Here is a 20,029-nt window from a genome sequence, read left to right on the forward strand (position 1 = left end):
ACACGTGCTCGGAATCGTTCACTTGAAACGCCGATGTAGTCCAGATCACTCCGAACCCGTACAACTTTGTGGTGCCTTTGCCGGTCTCACCCGCTCGGAGACTCAGTTTTCTCACCCGTTTCTCACCCGTTTCACACTGCTGCCTCCGCACCGCACCCGACCCGCCGGCGGGGCCGCCACCAGGCGCTCCCGCCCGTGGCACCGCCTGAGAGGACCTGTCCGTGGCGCCATCGCCCCCGGCGCGGCAGCACCGTGCCCGCCGTAGAGCCGACATGTCGCTGCTCGGTGGCATCAGACCGCCCATCGCGGTCCTCTCCGCGCTGCTCCTCTCCCTCGCGGCCGTCACCGCCCTGGTGCTCGGCCCGGCCGGCGACACCCGCCTCCCCGAGGCCGTCCGTACCTCGCAGCAGCACTTCGCCGAGGACGGCGCGATCGCTCTGCGCGCCTCCATCGACGAGTCGGTGACCGACCTCGAACGCTCCGCCGGCCTCTTCAGCGCCGGTGCCCCCGTCTCCGGTGACGCCGTGCTCGACAAACTGGGCAACACGTACCAGAAGTGGATGGGAACGGCGGTCATCGAGATCCGCTCCGGCAAGCTCGTCGCGGCCCGCGGCGAGACCGTCCCGCTGACCTCGCTCGACCGGTCCGAGCTCGGCGCCGAGGGCGGACTCGCCCCGCGCATGGTGCGCCTGGAGAACGGCGAGGTCCGGCTGCTCTCCTTCGCGCTGCTGTCCTGGCCGGGCCGGCCCCAGCTGCTCCTCGTCGCCTCCAACAGCCTGAAGTTCCCGGGCATCAGCCTCGGCCAGTTCCGGGCCATCGCGGTCGTCGACCGGGCCGGGACCATCCTCAGCAGCGACGGCATCCCCGAGCCCGAGCAGGTGCTCACCGACCTCCAGCGCAAGGAGGTCACCGCATCGAACAAGCAGCTCAGGGCCTTCGCCAAGAAAGCGGCGGGCCAGGCGGGCCGCAAGCCGCTCACCACGAAGGAGCCCGGCTCCGGCGGTTACCTCGGCATCAGCGGCAGCCTGCTCGGCGGCACCTGGCTCAGCGACCGGTCCGTGGCCGGCTACGCCACGCTCTCCTCACCCCAGCCCGGCGAGGCCACCACCGCCACCGCCCTCGGCCTCACGGTGGTCGCCATGGTGAAGGTCGCCGAGGACCCCACCCACACCACCTCGCCCGTCTTCGGCCTCGTCGCCGCCGGTGCCCTGCTGCTCATCGGCGGCATAGCCGTCGCCGTCCTGCTCGGCACCGTCCAGCGGCCGCTGATCCGGCTCTTCCTCGAATCGCGCCGGCTCACCCGCGGCGACCTGGCGCGCCCGGTGAACGTCCCCGGCTACGGCGAGGCCCACCGCATCGGCACGGCCCTGGAACGGCTGCGCCGCCGGCTGCTCGGCGAACCCGGGGGCGACGACGGGCCCGTGCCCGCCCCGCGCGGGGCGCGCCGCATCGGCACCCGCGGCCTCCTCGCCGTGTCCGCGCTCCTGCTGCTCGCCTGGTCGGCTCCGCTGCTGCTCATCCTCAACCGGGCGGACGCCACCGTCGTCGTGCCGCAGCAGCTCGTCAACGACCAGCGCGAACGCACCGACACGCTCACCGACCGGGTGCGCCGCGCGCTCAACGAGGGCGAGGCCGACCTCCAGTCCGTGGCCTCGCTGATCGGCGACCGCACCACCCCCGCCGACATGACCAAGGTGCTCGACCGCACCCTCAACCAGCACCTGCGCTACCAGTCGCTCTACGTCGTGGACGCCGCAGGCCGGGTGGTCACCCGGGTCGGCGGCGCACCGCACGCGGCCCGCACCAAGCCGGCCACCGCCGACCCGATCGAACTGCTCGGGCGGGGCGGCACCAAGCCCCTGATCGTCGGCACCGCGGAGATCCCCGGGCGGGACGGCTCGGCGCTCGTCGGCGAGTTCCGGATCGACTTCCTCAACTCGATGCTCAAACGGCCGGGCCTGGGTGTCGTCCGGGTGGTCGACGACCACGGCAAGGTCGTCGCGGGCAACACCGGATACCTCGCCTTCCAGTCCCTGCCCAGCGACCGCCTGAAGGACCTGGTCCTCGCGGCCGGCCAGCGCGTCGGCAAGTCCGCCCACCCCGCCGGCGTCCTGTACCGCGAGAACGGGGTGCAGATCGCCGGCGCCGCCCCCTTCGTGGGCGGCGGCCCCGCCAAGGAACTCGGCTGGACCGTCGTGAGCTGGCAGCCGGCGAACCGGCTCGCCATCCCGGAGTACGACGTCCAGCACCGCACCGTCCTCGCCGGACTGCTCGGCGCCGCCGCTGCCGCCACCTGCCTCGGCTGGATGCACATCGTGGTGGCCCGGCCGCTGCGTGCCCTCGCGGAACAGGCCGAGGCCCTCGCCGACGGCGACCGGAAGACGGTCCTGTTCCCGCGCAACCACGACGAGGTCGGCGCGGTCACCCGCTCCCTGGAGCTGATCCGCCAACAGCTCCAGGCACAGCGCGGACCACAGCCGGCCGGGCGCCGCGGCGTCCCGGACACCGCTTCCCAGCAGCAGGTAAGGAACTGATCGGCCGTGCTCTTCCTCTACGCCGTCCTGATGGTGGGCTGCGCGATCCTGCTGGTCGCGGGCGTCGTCGAACAGCGGCGGCACTTCACCAACCTGAACCACGTCCCCGCCCGTGTGCTGGTCAACGGCATCCGCGGCAAGTCGTCCATCACCCGGCTGTGCGCGGGCGCGCTGCGCGGCGGCGGCCTCGTCACGGTCGCCAAGACCACCGGCACGGCCGCCCGCTTCATCCACCCGGACGCCACCGAGGAGCCGGTCTACCGCAAGTTCGGCATCGCCAACGTCGTCGAGCAGATCGGCATCGTCCGGCGCGCGGCCGCGTACCATCCGGACGCGCTGGTCATCGAGTGCATGGCCGTCATGCCGGCCCTCCAGGAGATCAACCAGTCGAAGCTGATCCGCTCCACGATCGGCGTCCTGTGCAACGTGCGCGAGGACCACCTCGCCGAGATGGGCCCGACCCTCGACGACGTGGCCCGCTCGCTCTCCCGCTCCATGCCGGAGGGCGGCATCTGCGTCACCGCGGAGCAGGAGCGCTTCGCGATCCTCCAGGAGGAGGCCGACTCCCGCGACTGCGAGCTGATCTACGCCGACCCGGAGACGGTCACCGACGAGGAGCTGCGCGGGTTCAGCTGGTTCACCTTCAAGGAGAACGTGGCGATCGCGCTCAAGGTCGCCGAACTCCTCGGTGTGGAGCGGCAAACGGCCCTGCAGGGCATGTACGACGCGCCGCCGGACCCGGGTGTCCTCTCGGTCGAGCGGTACGTCACCGAGGACGGCAGGAAGCTCCGCTTCGCCAACGTCTTCGCGGCCAACGACCCCGAGTCGACGCTGATGAACATCAACCAGCTCCTCGACCTCGGCGCCATCCACCGGCCGCTCAACGTGGTCGTCAACTGCCGTCCCGACCGCGTCGAGCGCAACGGGCAGATGGGGGAGATCATCCCCGATCTCGACCCCGAGAAGGTGTTCGTGATCGGCCACCCGGCCAAGAGCGCCATCGACGCGATGCCCGCCGAGTACCGCTCCCGCGCGGTGGACCTCGGGGGCGAGCGCCGCGAGCCCGAGGAGTTCATGCGGCTGCTGCTCGGCGAACTCGGCCCGGACAGCTCACTGGTCGCCATCGGCAACATCCACGGTCAGGGCGAGCACCTCCTGGAGCACCTCGCCGAACTCCCCGCCGACGACAGCGAGGACACCCCCGAGGACGGCGGCGCGAACGCAGCGCCGAGCACAACGCCGACGCACGGCCCCGCGACCGCGGCGAGCGGGCGGCGCCCGGTCCCGTCGGGCGTGCCCGAGCACGTCGAGACCGTGCGGCTGTACGCGCCGCGGATCGACCCCTACCAGCGGTACTCGCAGGCGTACGAGACGCGTTACGCGCCGCAGCCGCACGTCCCCGTGCAGCGCACCGCGCACGATCCGTCCCCCCGTCGGCCGGACCACGGGGAACCGTCGGAACAGGCGTACCACGCCTACCAGCCCCACCAGGCCGCCGAGCCCTGGCCGTCCGTGTCGCAGGGCCCCGGCGGCGCACCCGCCCGGCCGTACGGCTCCACCGAACAGCACGGCGCCCACGGCCTCTTCGAACCCCGCCTACCCCCCGCCCACCCCGCCGACGACCCGCAGCAGTGGCGCAGCCCAGGAGAGCCCCGTTGATCCCCTCCGTCCTCACCCCCGAGATCGCCGCGATCGGTATCGGCCTGGGCCTGATGTTCTCGCTGATCTGCTACCTCACGACCAACCTCTCGCCCGGCGGCATGATCACTCCGGGCTGGCTGGCGCTCACCCTCATCGAGGACCTCCAGCGCGCGGCCCTGGTCGTCGGCGTGACCGTGCTGACGTACGCGAGCACCCTGCTGCTCCAGCGCTTCGTGATCCTCTACGGCAAGCGGCTGTTCGCGGCCGTCGTGCTGACCGGCGTGCTGATCCAGGCGACCGTGATCATCGTGCTCCAGATGGAGTTCCCGCTGCTGTACGCCAACCAGACCCTCGGCTTCATCGTTCCCGGTCTCGTCGGCTACCAGCTGGTGCGCCAGCCCAAGGGAGCCACGCTGCTGTCGACCGGTTCGGTCACCCTCGCCACCTATGTGGTGCTGACCGCCGGAATCCTCCTCGGCGCCATGCCGTCCGCCTGAGCCCGCCCGCCATCCGGAAGATCCTGGAGCCCTCATCATGCCGAAGCGCAAAGGCCGTCCCGTTCTCCACGCGGTCACGGTCCTCTCGCTGCTCGCGGGCAGCGCCTACTTCACCTACGAGCTCCGCAAGGACGAGGAGGCGAAGGTCCCGGCCGTGCAGGCGGTGACCGACCGCCCCGACCTGGAGAACTCGGGCAAGGCCACCGGGAAGCAGACCTGGGAGCGGCTGCACAACCCGACGCGTTCCGTGCTGCGCGGCGAGAACGGCGACATCCTCGGCACGTTCACCGACGGAGCCCGCACCGCGACCCTCCGCGGTCCTTCGCGCACCTTCACCGAGCCGGCCAACACCCAGTCCCGGGTGGTCACCCAGGACTGGGTCCGCCTGATGCCGGAAGCCTGGCACAAGGGCGCCGAGAAGGAGAAGTGGTTCAAGGACTGGTTCAAGGAGTACAACGGCAGCGAGGCCGACGACATCTTCGCGATCGCCTTCCAGTACGTCCAGGGCGCGCCCGTGAAGAAGGACGACGAGGGTGTCCCGTACGCGGGCGACGCCGTCTTCGGCCCCTTCAAGGCGGACGGCGTCGACCGCCTGGAGCAGAACGACTTCTACGACTATCTCGGCATCAACTACACCTTCCGCAACGGCACCACGATGGTGGCGCGCAAGGAGCGCTACCGCGCCCTCGACTGCTCCGGGTTCATGCGGATGGTCTGGGGCTACCGGGCCCGCTTCCCGCTGATGGCGACCAACACCGACGGGGACGGACTGCCGCGCAGCGCCGACGGCATGGCCCGCTCGAAGGTGGGCGTGGACGTCCTGAAGCTCTCCGGCCCGTCCCCGTGGTACACGCGCCCCCAGAACATCGACGTCGTCCAGCCCGGTGACCTGCTCTTCTTCAAGATGGACCACCGCACCGGCAACCATCTGGACCACGTCGCCATGTATCTGGGCGTGGACACCGACGGCCACCGCGTCTTCATCTCCAGCCGCAAGGAGGTCAACGGGCCGACGATGGGCGACAAGGGCGGTGCCTCCCGCATCGACGGCAACGGCTTCTACGCCGGCCTGCTGCGCAGCGCCAAGCGCCTGTGAGCCGCCGGCGGCAGCCGGATCGGTCACCCCGCGTCCGTGAACCGCGCGTGCGGAACCTGCAGTTGCCCAGCCCCTGTACGAACTCGGTGACCGCGTTCGGCGGCACCGGTTCGGTCGCCAAGGCCGCGCTGGACGCCGCGGGCGCCGCGATCAGCGCGAGCGCGAGTCGGTTCGTGCACCACCCGTACCACGACGGCGCCGTCCCGGCGGCCTCCCGGCAGAGCACCTACGCGGCCCGCACCGACGGCGGCCTGCCCGCCACGGTCGCCCGCACGGGCCCGACCGGCGCGGCCCCCCGCCTGGACCCGCTCAGGACGGTCCGGCACCAGTAGGGGACAGGCCCCGGGCGGGGGCGCCGATCAGCACGGTCGGCGCCCCCGCCCAGGGGTCGGGCTCACCGCCCTAGGCGTCGGGCTCGTCGCCCCAGGGGTCGGGCCCTCAGCCTCGGGGGTCGGGCCCAGCCCTAGGGGGCGGGTCCTCAGCCTCGGGGGTCGGGTCCTCAGCCTCAGGGGTCGGGCCCAGAGCCTCGGGGGTCGGACCCAGCCCTAGGGGGCGGGTCCTCAGTCTCGGGGGTCAGGCCCAGCCCTAGGGGGCGGGCCCAGAGCCTCGGGGGTCGGGTCCTCAGCCTCAGGGATCGGGCCCAGAGCCTCGGGGGTCGGGTCCTCAGGGGTCGGGCCCAGCCCTAGGGGTCGGGTCCTCAGCCTCAGGGGTCGGGCCAACCGCCCCCCGGGCCGGGCTCAGCCCCGGTCGTCCCAGGGCGGCGTCAGTTCGCGGCCCTGGGCGCGGCCCGCCTCGGCGGCCGGGCGGCGGGTGGCCGGGTCGAGGGCGTTGTCGCCGATCGCCGCCCGGGACGCCTCGTCCGGCTCGATCACCCACACCTCGGCGCCCGCCGCGCGCCGTTCGGCGACGACCCGCTCCACCGGCCGCTCCGTGGGGAACGGATCGGTGGCGCCCAGCGGGAGCAGGACCACCAGCCGGTCCGCGCCGTCCGCGTAGTCGGCGTTGGCCATGGACCGTACGCCGCCGTCGACGTACCGGTGTCCGTCGACGGTGACCGGCGGCCACACGCCCGGCACGGCGCAGCTCGCCGCCACCGCGTCCACCAGCGGCACCCCCGAGTCCCGGTCGAAGACCCGGGCCTCGCCGCTCCCGGCGTCCACGGCGACCACCTTCAGCGCGCGTTCGGGCCAGCTGTGGGAGGGCAGCCGCGACTCGATCACCGCCAGCCGCTCGGCCTCCGTGACGGTCCGCGCCTCCAGCGCCATCCGGCCCACCGCGCGCCGCAGCTCCGGCAGCGAGGAGGCGGCGGCCGCCGCGGCCCCGAACTCGGCGCCGAACTTCTCCAGATCCATCTCGGCCATGATCTCGGCGGACTGCAGCGCGGGGTCCACCTGACGGGCGTAGAGCTCCTCCAGGCCGAGCCCGCTGCCCAGTTGGGCGGCGACGGTCGCGCCCGCGGAGGTCCCGAGCAGCAGGCCGGCCCCCGTCACGTCCCGCCCCCGCTCGGCCAGCCCCGCCAACACCCCGGTGAGCCAGGCGATCCCGCCCACCCCGCCGCCGCCCAGCACCAACGCCTCGGTCATGTCCACTCCTCGGAAGCCCCTGGAAGTCCCTGAACACCGTTGATCCGCAAGGGAATCTACGCCGGACCGGCCGCCGGAGTTCGCGAGGGGTCCCGGAGAACGGGTCAGCGGGCGTGCCGGGCCCGGCGGGCCAGGAGCTTGCCCAGCTCCCACAGGAGCAGCAGGACGACGGCGGACAGCAGCGCCCAGCCGAACTGCCGGGCGTCGATCCGGGTCGTCCCCAGCAGGCGGCGCAGGCCGTCCAGTTGGGTCACGAACACGGCGAGCGCGAACTGGGCCAGGGCCACCCAGTTCATCTGCCGGCTGTCGAACGTGGCCGGGGTGAGCACGGACTCCGTCTCGCTGCGGCACTCGAACGCGGCGACGATCAGGCAGAGCGCGAAGGCCGTGAACGCGACCGACTGCCCGATCGCGACACTGCCGAAGACGGCCTGGCCGAGCCGGATCATGCCGAGCAGCACGACGGTGATCGCCAGCCCGCCGAGCCCGACCGTCACCAGCACCGGCCGGGTGAGCACCGACTCCCCGCGCGGCCGCGGCCGGCGGCGCATCAGCCCGGGGCTCTCCCGGTCGAAGCCGAGCGCGAAGCCGAAGGAGGCGTTGACCACGAAGTGGATCCACAGCACCTGCGGCGGGGTGAACGGCTCGCCCGCCGCGATGTTCAGCACGGTGGCGCCGAGGAACGTCAGGACGAAGGTGACCAGCAGCAGCAGGACGAACCGGATGTACTTGGTGAGGTTGTCGTAGATCGTCCGGCCCTGCTCGACGGCGTACACGATGGTGGCGAAGTTGTCGTCGGAGAGGATCATGCGGCCGGCGTTCTTCGCCACGTCCGTGCCGCTGCCCATGGCGATGCCGATGTCCGCCGCCTTGATGGCGGGCGCGTCGTTGACGCCGTCCCCGGTCATCGCCACGACGTCGCCCTTCTTCTTGAGCGTGTCGGCGAGCAGCACCTTGTGCTCCGGCGCGACCCGTCCGACCACGCCGACGGTGTCGATGCGGGCCAGCCGCTCCTCCTCGCTCAGGGCGGCGAAGTCGGCGCCCAGGACGGCCTCGCCGGGGATGCCGATCTGCCGGGCGATCGCCGCGCCGGTGGTGACGTCGTCGCCGGTCACCAGGCGCACCCTGATCTGCGCCGCCCGGGCGTCCGCCACCGCGTCCCGGGACTCGGCGCGGGGCGGGTCGACCATGCCGACCAGGCTGGTCACCCGCAGCCCGGTGACGTGCGCGAGCAGGTCGCCCTCCGGGTCGAACGCGGCCGGGTCGAGGTCGCGGGTGGCCGCGGCCATCACCCGCAGCCCCTCGCCGCCCATCCGCCGGGTCTGCGCCTCGGCGCGCTCGCGCAGCTCCGCGTCCCAGGGGACGGTCCCGTCCGGTACGAGCGCGTCGGCGGCCCGTGCCGTCACCGCGGGGGCCGCGCCCTTGACGAAGCACCGGACGACCGGCCGGCCGGCGGCGTCGACGGCCGCATGGAAGGTGGCCATGAGCTTGTAGGACGGGTCGAAGGGGAGGGTGGCGAGCCGGGGGAGCCGGTCCCGGGAGGCGTCGACGTCCAGGCCCGCCTTGTGGGCCAGCACCAGCAGGGCGCCCTCGGTGGGGTCGCCGACCACCGCGCCGTCCACCAGCGTGGCGTCGCTCGCCATGGCGTACGGCAGGATCGCGTCCTCGATGCCCGGGGCCGTGCCGGCGGCGTGGTGGATCCTGCCCTCGAGGCCGTAACCCGTGCCCGAGACCGTGTACCGGTCGGTGGGGGTGAGCACCTCGACGGCGGTCATCTGGTTCATGGTGAGGGTGCCGGTCTTGTCCGAGTTGATCGCCGAGGTGAACGCCAGCGTCTCGACCGACGGCAGCTCCTTCACGATGGCGTTCCGCTTCGCCAGGTTGAGGCTGCCGACGGAGAGGATCGCCTGGGTCACGGTCGGCAGGGCCTCGGGGATGGCCGCGATGGCGAGGGAGACCGCGCTGACGAACAGCGTGTCCCAGGGCTGGCCGCGGCCGCGCCCCAGCGCGAACATCACGATCATGGTGAGTCCGGCCGCCCCGGTGATCCACAGGGTGAGGCTGTCCAGCTCCCGGGTGAGCGGCGGCACCTCCTTCCCGGTGGCCGACAGCATCCCGGAGATCTTGCCCAGCTCGGTGTCCTCGCCGGTGGCGGTGACCACGAGGACCCCGCTGCCGTGGGTGATCGGCGTGTTCATGAACGCCATACAGGTCTGGTCGCCGGGCGGCAGCCGGTCACCGGACACGGCGCCGGTGTCCTTCGCGGCCGGGACGCTCTCCCCGGTGAGCGCCGACTCGTCGATCTGCAGCGCGCTGGCCTCGATCACACGCCCGTCCGCGGGCACCTGGTCGCCGGCGGCGATCAGCACGACGTCGCCGACGACGAGCCGGTCGGCGGGCAGCTCCGCCTCGACGCCGTCCCTGCGCACCCGGGCGGTGGCCTCCAGCATCGACTTCAGCGCGTTCATCGCGCTCTCGGCCTTGCCCTCCTGGCGCAGGCCCACCACCGCGTTGAGCAGGGTCAGCACCAGCAGCAGGACCGCGGTCGTCCACTCCCCGATGCCCAGCGAGACGGCCGCGGCGGCCACCAGCACGAGCTGCATGTAGCTGCGGTACTGCGCGAGGAACCGGCGCCAGGCGGGCGTCCGCCGTTCCTCGGGCAGGGCGTTCGGGCCGTGCGCGGCGAGCAGTTCGGCGGCCCGCGCCGCGGTGAGGCCGGCCGCCGGGTCGACGCCGAGCGCCGCCACGACCTCGGGCGCGGGCACCGTGTACCACGGTCGCCGCGCCCCCTGTGAGGAGTCCGAGCCCCTCTCCGCCGAGTCCGACCGCACCGTCATCGCGTCGCCTCCGATCCGGGCGCCGAGGGTCCGGCCGTGTCAGCGCCGGCCGTGCTTCGCGCCGTGCTTCCCGCCCCGCCGTCCGCCCTGCTCGCCGCCGTCCCTCCGCTCCGGGCCGGCCGCCCCCGCCGGGTCCGCCGGCGTGTGCCGGGCCGCGTACGGGTCGGCCGCGGCCCCCGTGGGCGCCTCCCGCTCCAGGTCCTCCCGGGCGGCGAGCAGTTCCCTGCGCGCCTCCTCGCCCACGTCCGGGTAGCGGGGGTCGATGTCCATCAGCGTGTGCGCGAGGACGGCGGACGTGCACACCCGCGCGACCCACTTGCGGTCCGCCGGCACCACGTACCAGGGGGCCCACTCCGTGCTGGTCGCCGAGAGCATCTCGGAGAAGGCCCGCTGGTACTCGTCCCAGTGGCGCCGCTCGCGGACGTCGGACGCGGAGAACTTCCAGTTCTTCTCCGGCAGGTCGATCCGCTTCAGGAAGCGGACGCGCTGTTCCTCCCTGGACAGGTTCAGGAAGACCTTGACCACCTTGAACCCGTTGTCCGTCAGGTAGTGCTCCCACTCGTTGATCTCGCGGTGGCGCCGGTCCCAGACGCCCGGGCCGCGGGCCCGTTCCGGCAGCCGCTGCCGTACCAGGTTCTCCGGGTGCACCCGCACCACGAGGACCTCCTCGTAGTGCGAGCGGTTGAAGATGGCGATCTCGCCGCGCCGGGGCAGCCGCCGGGCGTAGCGCCACAGGTAGTCGTGGTCCAGTTCCTCCGCCGAGGGCACCTTGAAGCTGCTCACCCGGACGCCCTGCGGATTGACCCCGCTCATGACGTGCCGGATCGTCCCGTCCTTGCCCCCGGCGTCGAGCGCCTGCAGGCACAGCAGGACCCCGTAGGTGTCCTGGGCGGCCAGCCGTTCCTGGTACTCGGCCAGCAGGGCCACCCCGGACCGCAGCAGCTCCGCCGCGTCCCGCTTGCGCAGGCCCGCCTTCCAGGACGGGTCGAAGTCCCTGGCGAGGTCCACTCTCGCGCCCGGGGCCACGCGCAGGGGCGCGACGAACTCCGCGACGCGTGCGGCTCTGTCGTCCGACACCGGTCAGCCCCTCTCCGGTCAGGGCGGCCGGGGCCTGCCCACGACACCGCACCCGGCCCCCGGGCCGGCCGGGAAGCCCGCACCCGGCCCACGCTCATTCTCGGCGTGCCCGAGCAAGATCGCCCGTCGAACCGCCCGACCGCTCCGCTGGGAAGCGGGCGAACAGGGCGGGAGGCGGTGGCCTCCGGCGGGAGCGGGCGGCTGGAGGCGAGGGGCGCGGCCAGGATGAGCGGGCGGGCCGGGCGCAAGCCGGCGGCCGGGGCGGGAGCGGGCCGTGGCAGGAGCAGGCGGCCGGGGCGCCGCCGCACCGCCAAGTGCTCATGCGCCGCCGCACCGCCGCACCGCCGTGCACGGGGCACCATCGCGCGGCCATGCACCGCCGGTCACCGCCGCACCGCCGGGTATCGAGCACGGCCGCGCCGCCGGGTACCGCCGCACCGCCATGCACGGGGCACCATCGCGGGGCCATGCACCGCCGGGCGCCGCCGCACCGCCGGGCATGGCCGTGCGCCAGGCATCGCCGCGCCGCGGGTACCGGGCACGGCCCTGCCGCCGGGCGCCGCCGCGGGCGCCCGCCGCACCGCCGGGTACCGGGCATCGCCGCGCCGCCGGGCACCGCCGCACCGCCGGGCATGGCCGTGCGCCAGGCATCGCCGCACCGCCGTGCACGGGGCGCCGCCGCGCGGCCGCGCTCCGCCACCGCGCCGGGCTGTCGTGAGCCCGGGCGGCCGGGTGGGGCGGCGTTCTACAGTCGGGGGATGGAACTGCGGCAGCTCACCTACTTCGTCGCCGTGGCCGAGGAGTTGCACTTCGGACGGGCGGCCGGTCGGCTGCACATCGTGCAGTCCGCGGTCAGTCAGCAGATACAGCGTCTGGAACGGGAACTGGGCGCGGAGCTGTTCGACCGCTCGCCGCGCCGGGTGCGGCTGACGGCCGCCGGGGAGCGGCTGCTGCCCGAGGCGCGGGCGGTGCTGACCGCGGCCGAGCGGGCCCGGGCGGCCGTGGCGCCGCCCGCCGGGCTGCGCATCGGCACCAGCACCGGGCTCGGCGCCCACCTGGACCGGGTGCTCGCCGCGTTCGCCGCGCGGGAACCGGACGTACCGGTGGAGCTGTTCTCGCTGCCCGCCGGGGAACGGCTGGCCGGGGTCGCCGCCGGCCGGCTCGACGCCGCGTTCGTGCGGGCGGCCGAACCCCCGCCCGGCGTACGGGTGCTGCCCCTGTGGCCCGATCCGCTGGTGGCCGCCCTCCCGGCCACGCACCCGCTGGCCGCCCGGCCGGAGGTCGCGCTCGCCGACCTGGCCGGGCTGCCGCTGGCCCTGACCCCGCGCCGTACCAACCCCGCCCTGGTGGACCTGCTCCTCGGCGCCTGCCGGGCGGCCGGGTTCGAGCCGCGGCCGGGGCCCGTCGGCGGCTCCCTCCAGGACACCCTCGCCACCATCGGCTCCCGGCCCCTGTGGACGGTGGTGTTCGCCTCCCACGCGCGCGTGCTGCACACGCCCCGGGTGGCCTACCTGCCCTTCCGCGCGCCCGGCCTCGCGCTGCCCACCGGGCTGGCCGTCCCCGCCGCCGACCCCACGCCGCACCTGGAGAAACTGCTTCTGGCCTGCGGCGATCACGAAGGCTGATCGTCACGGTCGCGATCTGCTTCTTGGTCGGCGCCCCACCGCGCGGTGGACTGGTGCCACGGGCGATCATCCGCGGTCGCCGGCCACCAGGGAGTCAGTCATGCCGATCGTCACCGTCCAGCAGGGCCCGCGCGACACCGAGCTCAAGCGCGACCTCGTCAAGCGCGTCACCGACGCCTTCGTGGACGCCTACGGGGTCCCGGCCGAGAGCGTGCAGGTGTGGATCCACGAGGTGCCGGCCGACAGCTGGGGCGCCGCCGGGAAGCTCACCGCCGACCGGTAGCCGGGCAGATGGAAAGGGGGGCGCTGCGGGCCGCTCGTGGTGGCTCGCAACGCCCCCCCGGCTTCTACCTGAGGGGTGCTCAGGTGCACTGCTCCCGGGTCAGGACCCGACCTGCGCGGTCACGAGGTCCGAGAAGGTGGTCAGCCGGGTGTACACACCCGGGTAACCCGCCTCCGCGCACCCCTCCCCCCAGGAAGTGATCCCTGCCAGGACGCCCCCGATGAGCAGGGGACCGCCGCTGTCGCCCTGGCAGGTGTCTACGCCGCCGGACGTGTATCCGGCGCAAACCATGTCGGACTGGACGAAGTCCGAACCGTAGGAGCTCTTGCAGCCGGAGTCGGACACGATCGGGACGGTCGCGGTCCGCAGCTGGTTGGATGAGCTGCCGTTCTCCGAGGTGGTGCCCCAGCCGAGGATCCGGGCGGTGGTGCCGGACGCGTACAGACCGGTCTGGGACGGGGTGACGTACGGCGCCGGCTTGTACGGCATCGACGTCGCGAGGGTCAGCACGGCCACGTCGTCGCCGTCGGTGGCGTCGTGGTAGGCCGGGTTCACCCAGATCTTGCCGACCTTGCTCACGGTGCCGTCGGTGCCGTTCAGGTTGGTCCGCCCGCCGACCACCCGGACACTGCTCGTCGTCTCGCCGACCATGCAGTGCGCGGCCGTCACGACCTTCCGGGGGGCGACCAGGGTGCCGCCGCAGAACTGGCTCCCCGACGCGTCGGTGATCTGCATCACGAAGGGGTACGCCGCGGTGGTGGTGGTCGTACCGCCCACGATGGGCTGGGGTGCGGCGGTCGCCGTGGGGGAGGCGGCCAGCGCGGTCGCCGCGGCGGCGGTGGCCACCAGCACCGCGGCGGTAGGTCTTGCACGTCTGAGCCCGAACATGAGTCTCCTCAGTGGCGTTGCCGGTGGGGGGGTCGCACGGGTGTGGGGGTCGGTCACGGAAGGCCGCGGAAGCGGACCCCGTATGCCCGGGCGAGCGGCACACCCCTTACGCTAGGACCCGTGACCTCCGTCCCCCAATGAGGGAAACCCCCTGGGGGGTGGGGGAGGGAAAACCCTCGGTCCGGCTCAGTTAACCTGGCGCGTCGTCACTTCGCGCGCCGCGCCGCCGCCAAACGGACGATGTCCACGCGCGAGCGGATGCCGAGCTTGCGGTAGACGCGGGTCAGGGTCGCCTCGACCGTCTTCACACTGACGAACAGCCGCCCGGCTATCTCCCGGTTGGTGGCGCCCTCCATCACCAGCGCGGCCACCTGACGCTCCATCGACGCCAGGCCCGCCAGCGCGTCCCGCGCGTCCGGGGTCTCCGGCACCGCCGGGGACGGCTCCGGCTGCTGCCCGGTGAGGGCCTCCTCCACCTGGCGCAGCCACGGCAGCGCCCGGCAGCGCCGGAACTGCCGCGTGGCCTCGTCGTACGCCGCCGTCCTGCGGGGGCCGTTCTCGGTGTGCCGGGTGCGCAGCTGGGCCAGCGCGAACGCGGCCCTCGCCTCCTCCAGGCCGTACCCGAGCTTGGCGAGGCGGTCCTGAGCGGACGTCAGCTGCGCCACGGCGCCGTCCTGGTCGCCGAGCGCCGCGCGGACCAGTGCCTGCGCCCGGTCCAGGACGGCGAGCACGCTCTCCCGGCCGAGCCGCAGGGCGTGCTCGCGGCTGGCGTCGATGACGTCCTGCGCCTCGGCCGGCTCACCGATGCGGACCAGCGCCTCGGCGAGGTCGCCGTGCCAGCGGCCGCGCGCCGGGTCGGTGATGCCGAGCCCCAGCTCCAGACGGCGTACCCGGCGCAGCGACCGGACCGTGCCCGCCGGGTCCCCGGCCACCAGCTGGGCGTACCCGAGGGCGCCCAGGGCCCGGGACAGGTACATCTGGTCGCCGTCCTCCTCGGCGTGCTCCACCGCCTCCCGGGCGAGGGCCAGCGCGCGGTCCACGTCCCCGCCGGACGCCTCGGCGAGCGAGGTGAGCATCGCCGAGGCGGTCTCGCCGATGCCCGAGTCCCGGGCCAGGCGCAGGCTTTCGCGGGCCAGTTCCAGGGCCCGGCCGCAGTGCCCGGCCCGCAGCTCGGTCTCGGCCAGGCCGCGCAGGAAGTGCACCTCGCTCTCCACCGAGCCGCGCCGGCGCACCTCGCGCAGCAGCGCGGTGACCGTCGCCCGGGCCTCCACCAGCTGGTCGCCCATGACCAGCCAGCGGAACCGGGCGCTGCCCGCGCCGTTGTGGTGCCAGGCCACCCGCGGGTCCTGGGGCTCCTTCAGGGCGCGCTTGATGGTCCGGGGGGCCTCCGGATGGCCCATCAGCGTCTCGGTCTGCGCCTGGAAGGCGAGGGCGAGCAGTTCGGTGCGCCGGTCGCCGCCGCGCTCGGCCAGCTCGGCGGCGTGCGCGGCCTCCTCCCGGGCCTCGGTGAAGTCGCCCTCCACGATCAGCCCCCGCCAGGCGAGCTGGTAGTGGACGAGGGCCAGCAGCCGCAGGTCGTCCCCGGCGTCGGCCAGGGCCTGCGGGAAGACGGCGTCCACCTCGGCCATGGTGTGCCCGGCGGTGTCGATGACGATGATCCAGGCCCGTACCCGGTCCGCGGGCACGGTCGCCCGGGTCAGCACCTCGCGGGCGATGTCCCGGGCCAGGTCGACCTCGCCCGCGGTGATCGCGTCCTCGGCCGCCTGCAGCCGCCGTTCGTCGGGGCCGGGCACGCTGTCGGCGGGGGTGTGCCGGGCGGCGAGCAGCCCGAGCTGGGCGGCGACCGAGGGGGCGCCCCGGTCCCGGGCCAGGGCCGCGGCCTCGGCGAGCCGGGCGGCCACCTCGGGGTCGGTGCCGGTGGTGGCGAGGGCCAGGTGCCGGGCCCGTTCGATCGGGTCGGAGGCGGCGGTCGACAGCGCCGCGTGCGCGGCCCGCCGCTCCTGGGCGGGCGCCTCGGCGTACAGCGCGGCGGAGATGAGCGGATGCGCGAACCGCACCGCCGACGGTGCCTCCTGCTCGGTGGCCAGCAGGCCGAGTTCGGCGGCCTGGGCGCACTCGGCCTCGGCGTTGTCCCGGCCGGCCGCGTGCAGCAGGGTCAGGGTGGGGCGGGCGCCGGCGCTGGCCACCAGCAGCGTGCGGCGGGCCTCGACCGACAGCATGTCCAGGCGGCTGAGGACCAGGGCGCGCAGCGAGGTCGGCACCGGCAGCGGCTCGCCCGGCCGGGGCCGGGCGGTGCTCTCGGCGAGGGCGCGGCCCAGCTCCAGGGCGAACAGCGGGTTGCCGCCGCTGGTGCGGTGGATCTCGCGGACCGTGGAGCGGGGCAGGCCGCCGTGGCCCCGGTGGTCGAGCAGCTGGGCGACCTGGGCGCGGTTGAGCGGGCCGAGCCGGACGGCGACCGTGTCCGGCGGGCAGGAGCGCAGGTGGCGGGCGTACTCCTGGCTCTCCTGGCCCTCCGTGCGCACCGCGCACAGCAGCTGCACCGGGGTGCCCTCGAGACGGCGGGCGGCGAAGCCGAGCAGTTCGGCGCTGGCCGGATCCAGCCACTGCAGGTCGTCCGCCACGACCAGGACCGGGCCCCGGGTGGCGAGCGCGCGCAGGGCGGAGAGCACCGCCAGGCGCAGCGCGAGGCCGTCGCGCAGCAGGCTGGACTCGCCGCGTCCGGTCAGCGCCGACTCCAGAGCGGTGCGCTGGGCGGCGGGCAGCCGCGGGGCGATGTCGTCGAGGACCAGGCCGAGCAGGTCGGCGAGGGCCAGGAACGGCAGGTGCGATTCGGACTCCGTCGCCGAGCAGCGCAGGACGGTGTGCGCGGTGGCCCCGTATTCGTCGGCCAATGCCCGCAGGACGGTCGATTTCCCAATTCCGGCGGCGCCGTGCAGCAGCACGCTGCCGCCCGAGGCGAGCTGGTCGCGCGCGGTGGTGAACAGGTCCTCGCGGCCGATGAGCAGGTCGGGGCGGCATCGGGCAGGCTCCTGGAAGTCCCGTCGCACGGTCACCGCTCCCCTCCTGTGTCGCGTACTGGCCAAATTCTAGGCAACGATCCGTGAAATCCGGATGGAGGCCGTGGTGAGGGAAATAACAAACGGTCACGCATGGGAAAATTCAGAGCACCGTTGCATGAATGGGCAGGTGCCCCCACGGTCGCGGCGGACGGCCCGGCGGCCGCCCGCCTAGGGCAGCAGTCCGGCCCGGCGTGCCGCGGTCACCGCCTCCCCCCGGGTGTGGGCGCCCAGCCTCCGCATCGCCGAGCGCAGATATCCCTTCACCGTCTCCGGGCGCAGGCCCAGCCGCTCGCCCACGGCCGCGTTGGTGGCGCCCGCCGCCACCCAGGACAGCACGTCCAGCTCACGCGGCGCCAGGCTCGTGCCGGCGGCGGGGCGCGTCGCGGTCAGCAGGCCGCAGGCGGCGAGCAGTTCGGCCCGCAGCGCCGGATCGGCGATCCGCGGCGCCAGCGCGCGCAGCGCCGCGTGCGCCTCGCGCACCTGCTCCCAGCCGCCCGCGCCGTCCCCCCGCCTCGAGCCCGCGGCCGGCTCCGGGCCGGCCGCGGCCAGCAGCCCCCGCACCTCGTCCCGGACCACCAGCGCCTGCTCCACGTCCCGCGCCGCCGCCACCGCCGCGTCCAGCGTGCGGTCGCCCAGCGGCTGGGCCGAGCGCAGGGCGCCGTACAGCACCCCGCGCACCCGCCGCCGCACCACGACCGGCACCGCGAGCACGGAGCGGATGCCCTCGGCGGCCACCGGCACGTCGTACTCGTGGCTGATGTGCCGGGAGCTGGGGTAGTCCATGACCGCGCACGGCCGGCCCAGCGCCACCGCCTTGCCGCCCAGCCCGTTGCCCGAGGTCACCGCGAGCGAGCTGAGGGCCGCCGTCGCGGTGCCGCTCAGCTCGCTGATGCGGATCTGCGGCCTGCCGGACTCGACCAGGCCCCCGAAGGCGACGGGGAGTCCGGTGCCGCGCCGCAGCCGGGCCAGCGCACCACGAATCTCCACCGCCGCCACGGCCTCTGCTGCCACTTCATCGCTCCTTCGGCGCGGCTCCCGTGCTGCCCACACCCCCGTTTCGCGTGGCTCACACCCCCGTTCGGGGGTAGTGAGACCTGCATCACGGATTAGACGATGCCATGGAGCCGCCCGGCAATGGTCGGGAACACCGGGAGTGAGCCCGCGGAAGCACACCGGCACCGTCCGGGACCCCGCCGGGGGCGAGCGACCAGACAGGCCTGGAGGAGAGATGACGACGGCGACCGAGCTGTTCCGCAGCGCTCGGGACTTCCTGCTGGAGCACCGCGAGGACTACGCGCGGGCCTACGAGGGCTTCCGCTGGCCGCGGCCCGAGCACTTCAACTGGGCGCTGGACTGGTTCGACGTGATCGCCGCCGGCAACGACCGGACCGCGCTGCACATCGTCGAGGAGGACGGCACCGAGACCCGCCTCTCCTTCGCCGAGCTGGCCGAGCGCTCCAACCGGGTCGCGAACCACCTGCGCGCGCGGGGCGTCGGCGCCGAGGACCGCGTCCTGGTCATGCTCGGCAACCAGGCCGAGCTGTGGGAGACCGCGCTGGCCGCGATGAAGCTGCGCGCGGTCGTCATCCCGGCCACCCCGCTGCTCGGCCCCGCCGACCTGCGGGACCGGGTGGAGCGGGGCCGGGTCAGGCACGTGCTGGTGCGGGCCGAGGACACCGCGAAGTTCGCCGACGTGCCCGGCGCCTACACCCGGTTCTCGGTCGGCGGGCTGCCCGAGGAGGGCTGGGAGCCCTACGAGGACGCCTACACCGCCTCCGCCGAGTTCGTGCCCGACGGCCCCACCCTGGCCGACGACCCGCTCATGCTGTACTTCACCTCCGGCACGACCGCCCGGCCCAAGCTGGTCGAGCAGACCCACACCTCGTACCCCATCGGGCACCTGGCCACCATGTTCTGGGTCGGCCTGAAACCCGGCGACGTGCACCTGAACATCTCCTCGCCCGGCTGGGCCAAGCACGCCTGGTCCAACCTGTTCGCGCCGTGGAACGCCGAGGCGACGGTCTTCATCCACAACTACACGCGCTTCGACGCGGCCCGGCTGATGTCCGAGATGGACCGGGCCGGGGTCACCACCTTCTGCGCGCCGCCCACGGTGTGGCGCATGCTCATCCAGGCGGACCTCGGGCAGCTGCGCGGCCGGCCCCGCGAGGTCGTGGCCGCGGGCGAACCGCTCAACCCCGAGGTCATCGAACAGGTGCGGCGCGCCTGGGGCGTCACCATCCGGGACGGCTTCGGGCAGACCGAGACCGCCGTCCAGGTCTCCAACAGCCCGGGACAGCGGCTGAAGACCGGCTCCATGGGCCGGCCGAGCCCCGGCTACCGCGTCGAGCTCCTCGACCCGGTCTCCGGCGCGCCCGGCGCCACCGAGGGGGAGATCGCCCTCGACCTGTCCGAGCGCCCGGTGGGCCTGATGGCCGGCTACCACGGCGACCCGGACCGGACGGCCGAGGCGATGGCCGGCGGCTACTACCGCACCGGTGACATCGCCGCCCGGGACGAGGACGGCTACCTGACCTACGTCGGGCGCGCCGACGACGTCTTCAAGGCGTCCGACTACAAGATCAGCCCGTTCGAGCTGGAGAGCGTGCTGCTGGAGCACCCGGCCGTCGCCGAGGCGGCCGTCGTGCCCGCGCCCGACGAACTGCGGCTCGCCGTGCCCAAGGCGTACGTCGTCCTCGCCGAGGGCTGGGAGCCCGGGCCCGACACCGCCAAGGTCGTCTTCGAGCACTCCCGCGAGGTGCTGGCGCCCTACAAGCGCATCCGCCGCCTGGAGTTCGGCGCGCTGCCCAAGACCGTCTCCGGCAAGATCCGCCGCATCGAACTGCGCGAGGCCACGGCCGCCGGCTCGGCCCACGAGTACCGCGAGGAGGACTTCCGGTGACCGCAGC

The 20,029-nt window shown here is 74.0% G+C and carries 14 protein-coding genes; 8 read left to right on the top strand and 6 right to left on the bottom strand.

Features of this window, described 5'->3' with window-relative positions:
• Window positions 1–272 precede the first annotated feature (272 nt).
• The 5 genes from B446_RS29145 to B446_RS29165 all read left to right on the top strand — a co-directional run bounded on the left by B446_RS29145 (window position 273) and on the right by B446_RS29165 (window position 6,100).
• On the top strand, window positions 273–2,534 hold the full coding sequence (locus B446_RS29145; RefSeq protein ID WP_020943025.1) for a cache domain-containing protein: 2,262 nt from the start codon (window positions 273–275) through the stop codon (window positions 2,532–2,534).
• 6 nt (window positions 2,535–2,540) lie between these two features.
• Window positions 2,541–4,193 (top strand): poly-gamma-glutamate synthase PgsB, encoded by a 1,653-nt coding sequence (gene pgsB / locus B446_RS29150; protein WP_020943026.1) that lies wholly within the window; start codon window positions 2,541–2,543, stop codon window positions 4,191–4,193.
• Complete coding sequence (locus B446_RS29155; RefSeq protein WP_020943027.1) at window positions 4,190–4,672, top strand: poly-gamma-glutamate biosynthesis protein PgsC/CapC; 483 nt, start codon at window positions 4,190–4,192, stop codon at window positions 4,670–4,672. Before pgsB ends, B446_RS29155 begins: the two co-directional genes overlap by 4 nt.
• 37 nt (window positions 4,673–4,709) lie before the next feature.
• Entirely contained in the window at window positions 4,710–5,768 is a 1,059-nt protein-coding gene (locus B446_RS29160; protein WP_020943028.1) for an NlpC/P60 family protein, read from the top strand.
• 62 nt (window positions 5,769–5,830) lie between these two features.
• Window positions 5,831–6,100 carry a hypothetical protein gene (locus B446_RS29165; protein WP_148305756.1) on the top strand — a complete coding sequence of 90 codons (270 nt, stop codon included), beginning with the start codon at window positions 5,831–5,833 and terminating at the stop codon, window positions 6,098–6,100.
• A gap of 405 nt (window positions 6,101–6,505) precedes the next feature.
• Here B446_RS29165 and B446_RS29170 read toward each other — a convergent pair whose 3' ends face one another.
• The 3 genes from B446_RS29170 to B446_RS29180 form a co-directional block, all read right to left on the bottom strand.
• A complete protein-coding gene (locus tag B446_RS29170; protein WP_020943030.1) occupies window positions 6,506–7,351 on the bottom strand; it encodes a patatin-like phospholipase family protein in 846 nt (281 codons plus the stop codon).
• Between the two features lie 104 nt (window positions 7,352–7,455).
• On the bottom strand, window positions 7,456–10,188 hold the full coding sequence (locus tag B446_RS29175; RefSeq protein ID WP_020943031.1) for a cation-translocating P-type ATPase: 2,733 nt from the start codon (window positions 10,186–10,188) through the stop codon (window positions 7,456–7,458).
• A 39-nt stretch (window positions 10,189–10,227) separates the two neighbouring features.
• A complete protein-coding gene (locus B446_RS29180) occupies window positions 10,228–11,265 on the bottom strand; it encodes a polyphosphate kinase 2 family protein (RefSeq protein ID WP_020943032.1) in 1,038 nt (345 codons plus the stop codon).
• A gap of 758 nt (window positions 11,266–12,023) precedes the next feature.
• On the opposite strand from B446_RS29180, the gene B446_RS29185 reads away from it, so the two are divergent.
• Window positions 12,024–12,890, top strand: a complete 867-nt coding sequence (locus tag B446_RS29185; RefSeq protein ID WP_020943033.1) for a LysR family transcriptional regulator — start codon at window positions 12,024–12,026, stop codon at window positions 12,888–12,890.
• Between the two features lie 100 nt (window positions 12,891–12,990).
• Complete coding sequence (gene dmpI, locus B446_RS29190) at window positions 12,991–13,173, top strand: 4-oxalocrotonate tautomerase DmpI (RefSeq protein WP_020943034.1); 183 nt, start codon at window positions 12,991–12,993, stop codon at window positions 13,171–13,173.
• Window positions 13,174–13,272: 99 nt separating this feature from the next.
• On the opposite strand, the gene B446_RS29195 is transcribed toward dmpI, so the two are convergent.
• From B446_RS29195 to B446_RS29205, 3 genes are all read right to left on the bottom strand, one after another.
• Complete coding sequence (locus tag B446_RS29195) at window positions 13,273–14,061, bottom strand: S1 family peptidase (protein ID WP_043476645.1); 789 nt, start codon at window positions 14,059–14,061, stop codon at window positions 13,273–13,275.
• Window positions 14,062–14,267: 206 nt separating this feature from the next.
• Window positions 14,268–17,114 carry an ATP-binding protein gene (locus tag B446_RS29200; RefSeq protein WP_020943036.1) on the bottom strand — a complete coding sequence of 949 codons (2,847 nt, stop codon included), beginning with the start codon at window positions 17,112–17,114 and terminating at the stop codon, window positions 14,268–14,270.
• A gap of 174 nt (window positions 17,115–17,288) precedes the next feature.
• Entirely contained in the window at window positions 17,289–18,131 is an 843-nt protein-coding gene (locus B446_RS29205; protein ID WP_020943037.1) for a helix-turn-helix transcriptional regulator, read from the bottom strand.
• 217 nt (window positions 18,132–18,348) lie between these two features.
• On the opposite strand from B446_RS29205, the gene B446_RS29210 reads away from it, so the two are divergent.
• Window positions 18,349–20,022 (top strand): AMP-binding protein, encoded by a 1,674-nt coding sequence (locus tag B446_RS29210; protein ID WP_020943038.1) that lies wholly within the window; start codon window positions 18,349–18,351, stop codon window positions 20,020–20,022.
• Window positions 20,023–20,029: the final 7 nt, after the last annotated feature.

Source organism: Streptomyces collinus Tu 365, assembly GCF_000444875.1.
Taxonomy (GTDB): Bacteria; Actinomycetota; Actinomycetes; order Streptomycetales; family Streptomycetaceae; genus Streptomyces; species Streptomyces collinus_A.

Coding starts and splice junctions, on each gene's coding strand:
- dmpI (WP_020943034.1), top strand. CDS start 12,991: ATGCCGATCGTCACCGTCCAGCAGGGCCCGCGCGACACCGAGCTCAAG.
- B446_RS29210 (WP_020943038.1), top strand. CDS start 18,349: ATGACGACGGCGACCGAGCTGTTCCGCAGCGCTCGGGACTTCCTGCTG.
- B446_RS29160 (WP_020943028.1), top strand. CDS start 4,710: ATGCCGAAGCGCAAAGGCCGTCCCGTTCTCCACGCGGTCACGGTCCTC.
- B446_RS29195 (WP_043476645.1), bottom strand. CDS start 14,061: ATGTTCGGGCTCAGACGTGCAAGACCTACCGCCGCGGTGCTGGTGGCC.
- B446_RS29185 (WP_020943033.1), top strand. CDS start 12,024: ATGGAACTGCGGCAGCTCACCTACTTCGTCGCCGTGGCCGAGGAGTTG.
- B446_RS29145 (WP_020943025.1), top strand. CDS start 273: ATGTCGCTGCTCGGTGGCATCAGACCGCCCATCGCGGTCCTCTCCGCG.
- B446_RS29175 (WP_020943031.1), bottom strand. CDS start 10,188: ATGACGGTGCGGTCGGACTCGGCGGAGAGGGGCTCGGACTCCTCACAG.
- B446_RS29170 (WP_020943030.1), bottom strand. CDS start 7,351: ATGACCGAGGCGTTGGTGCTGGGCGGCGGCGGGGTGGGCGGGATCGCC.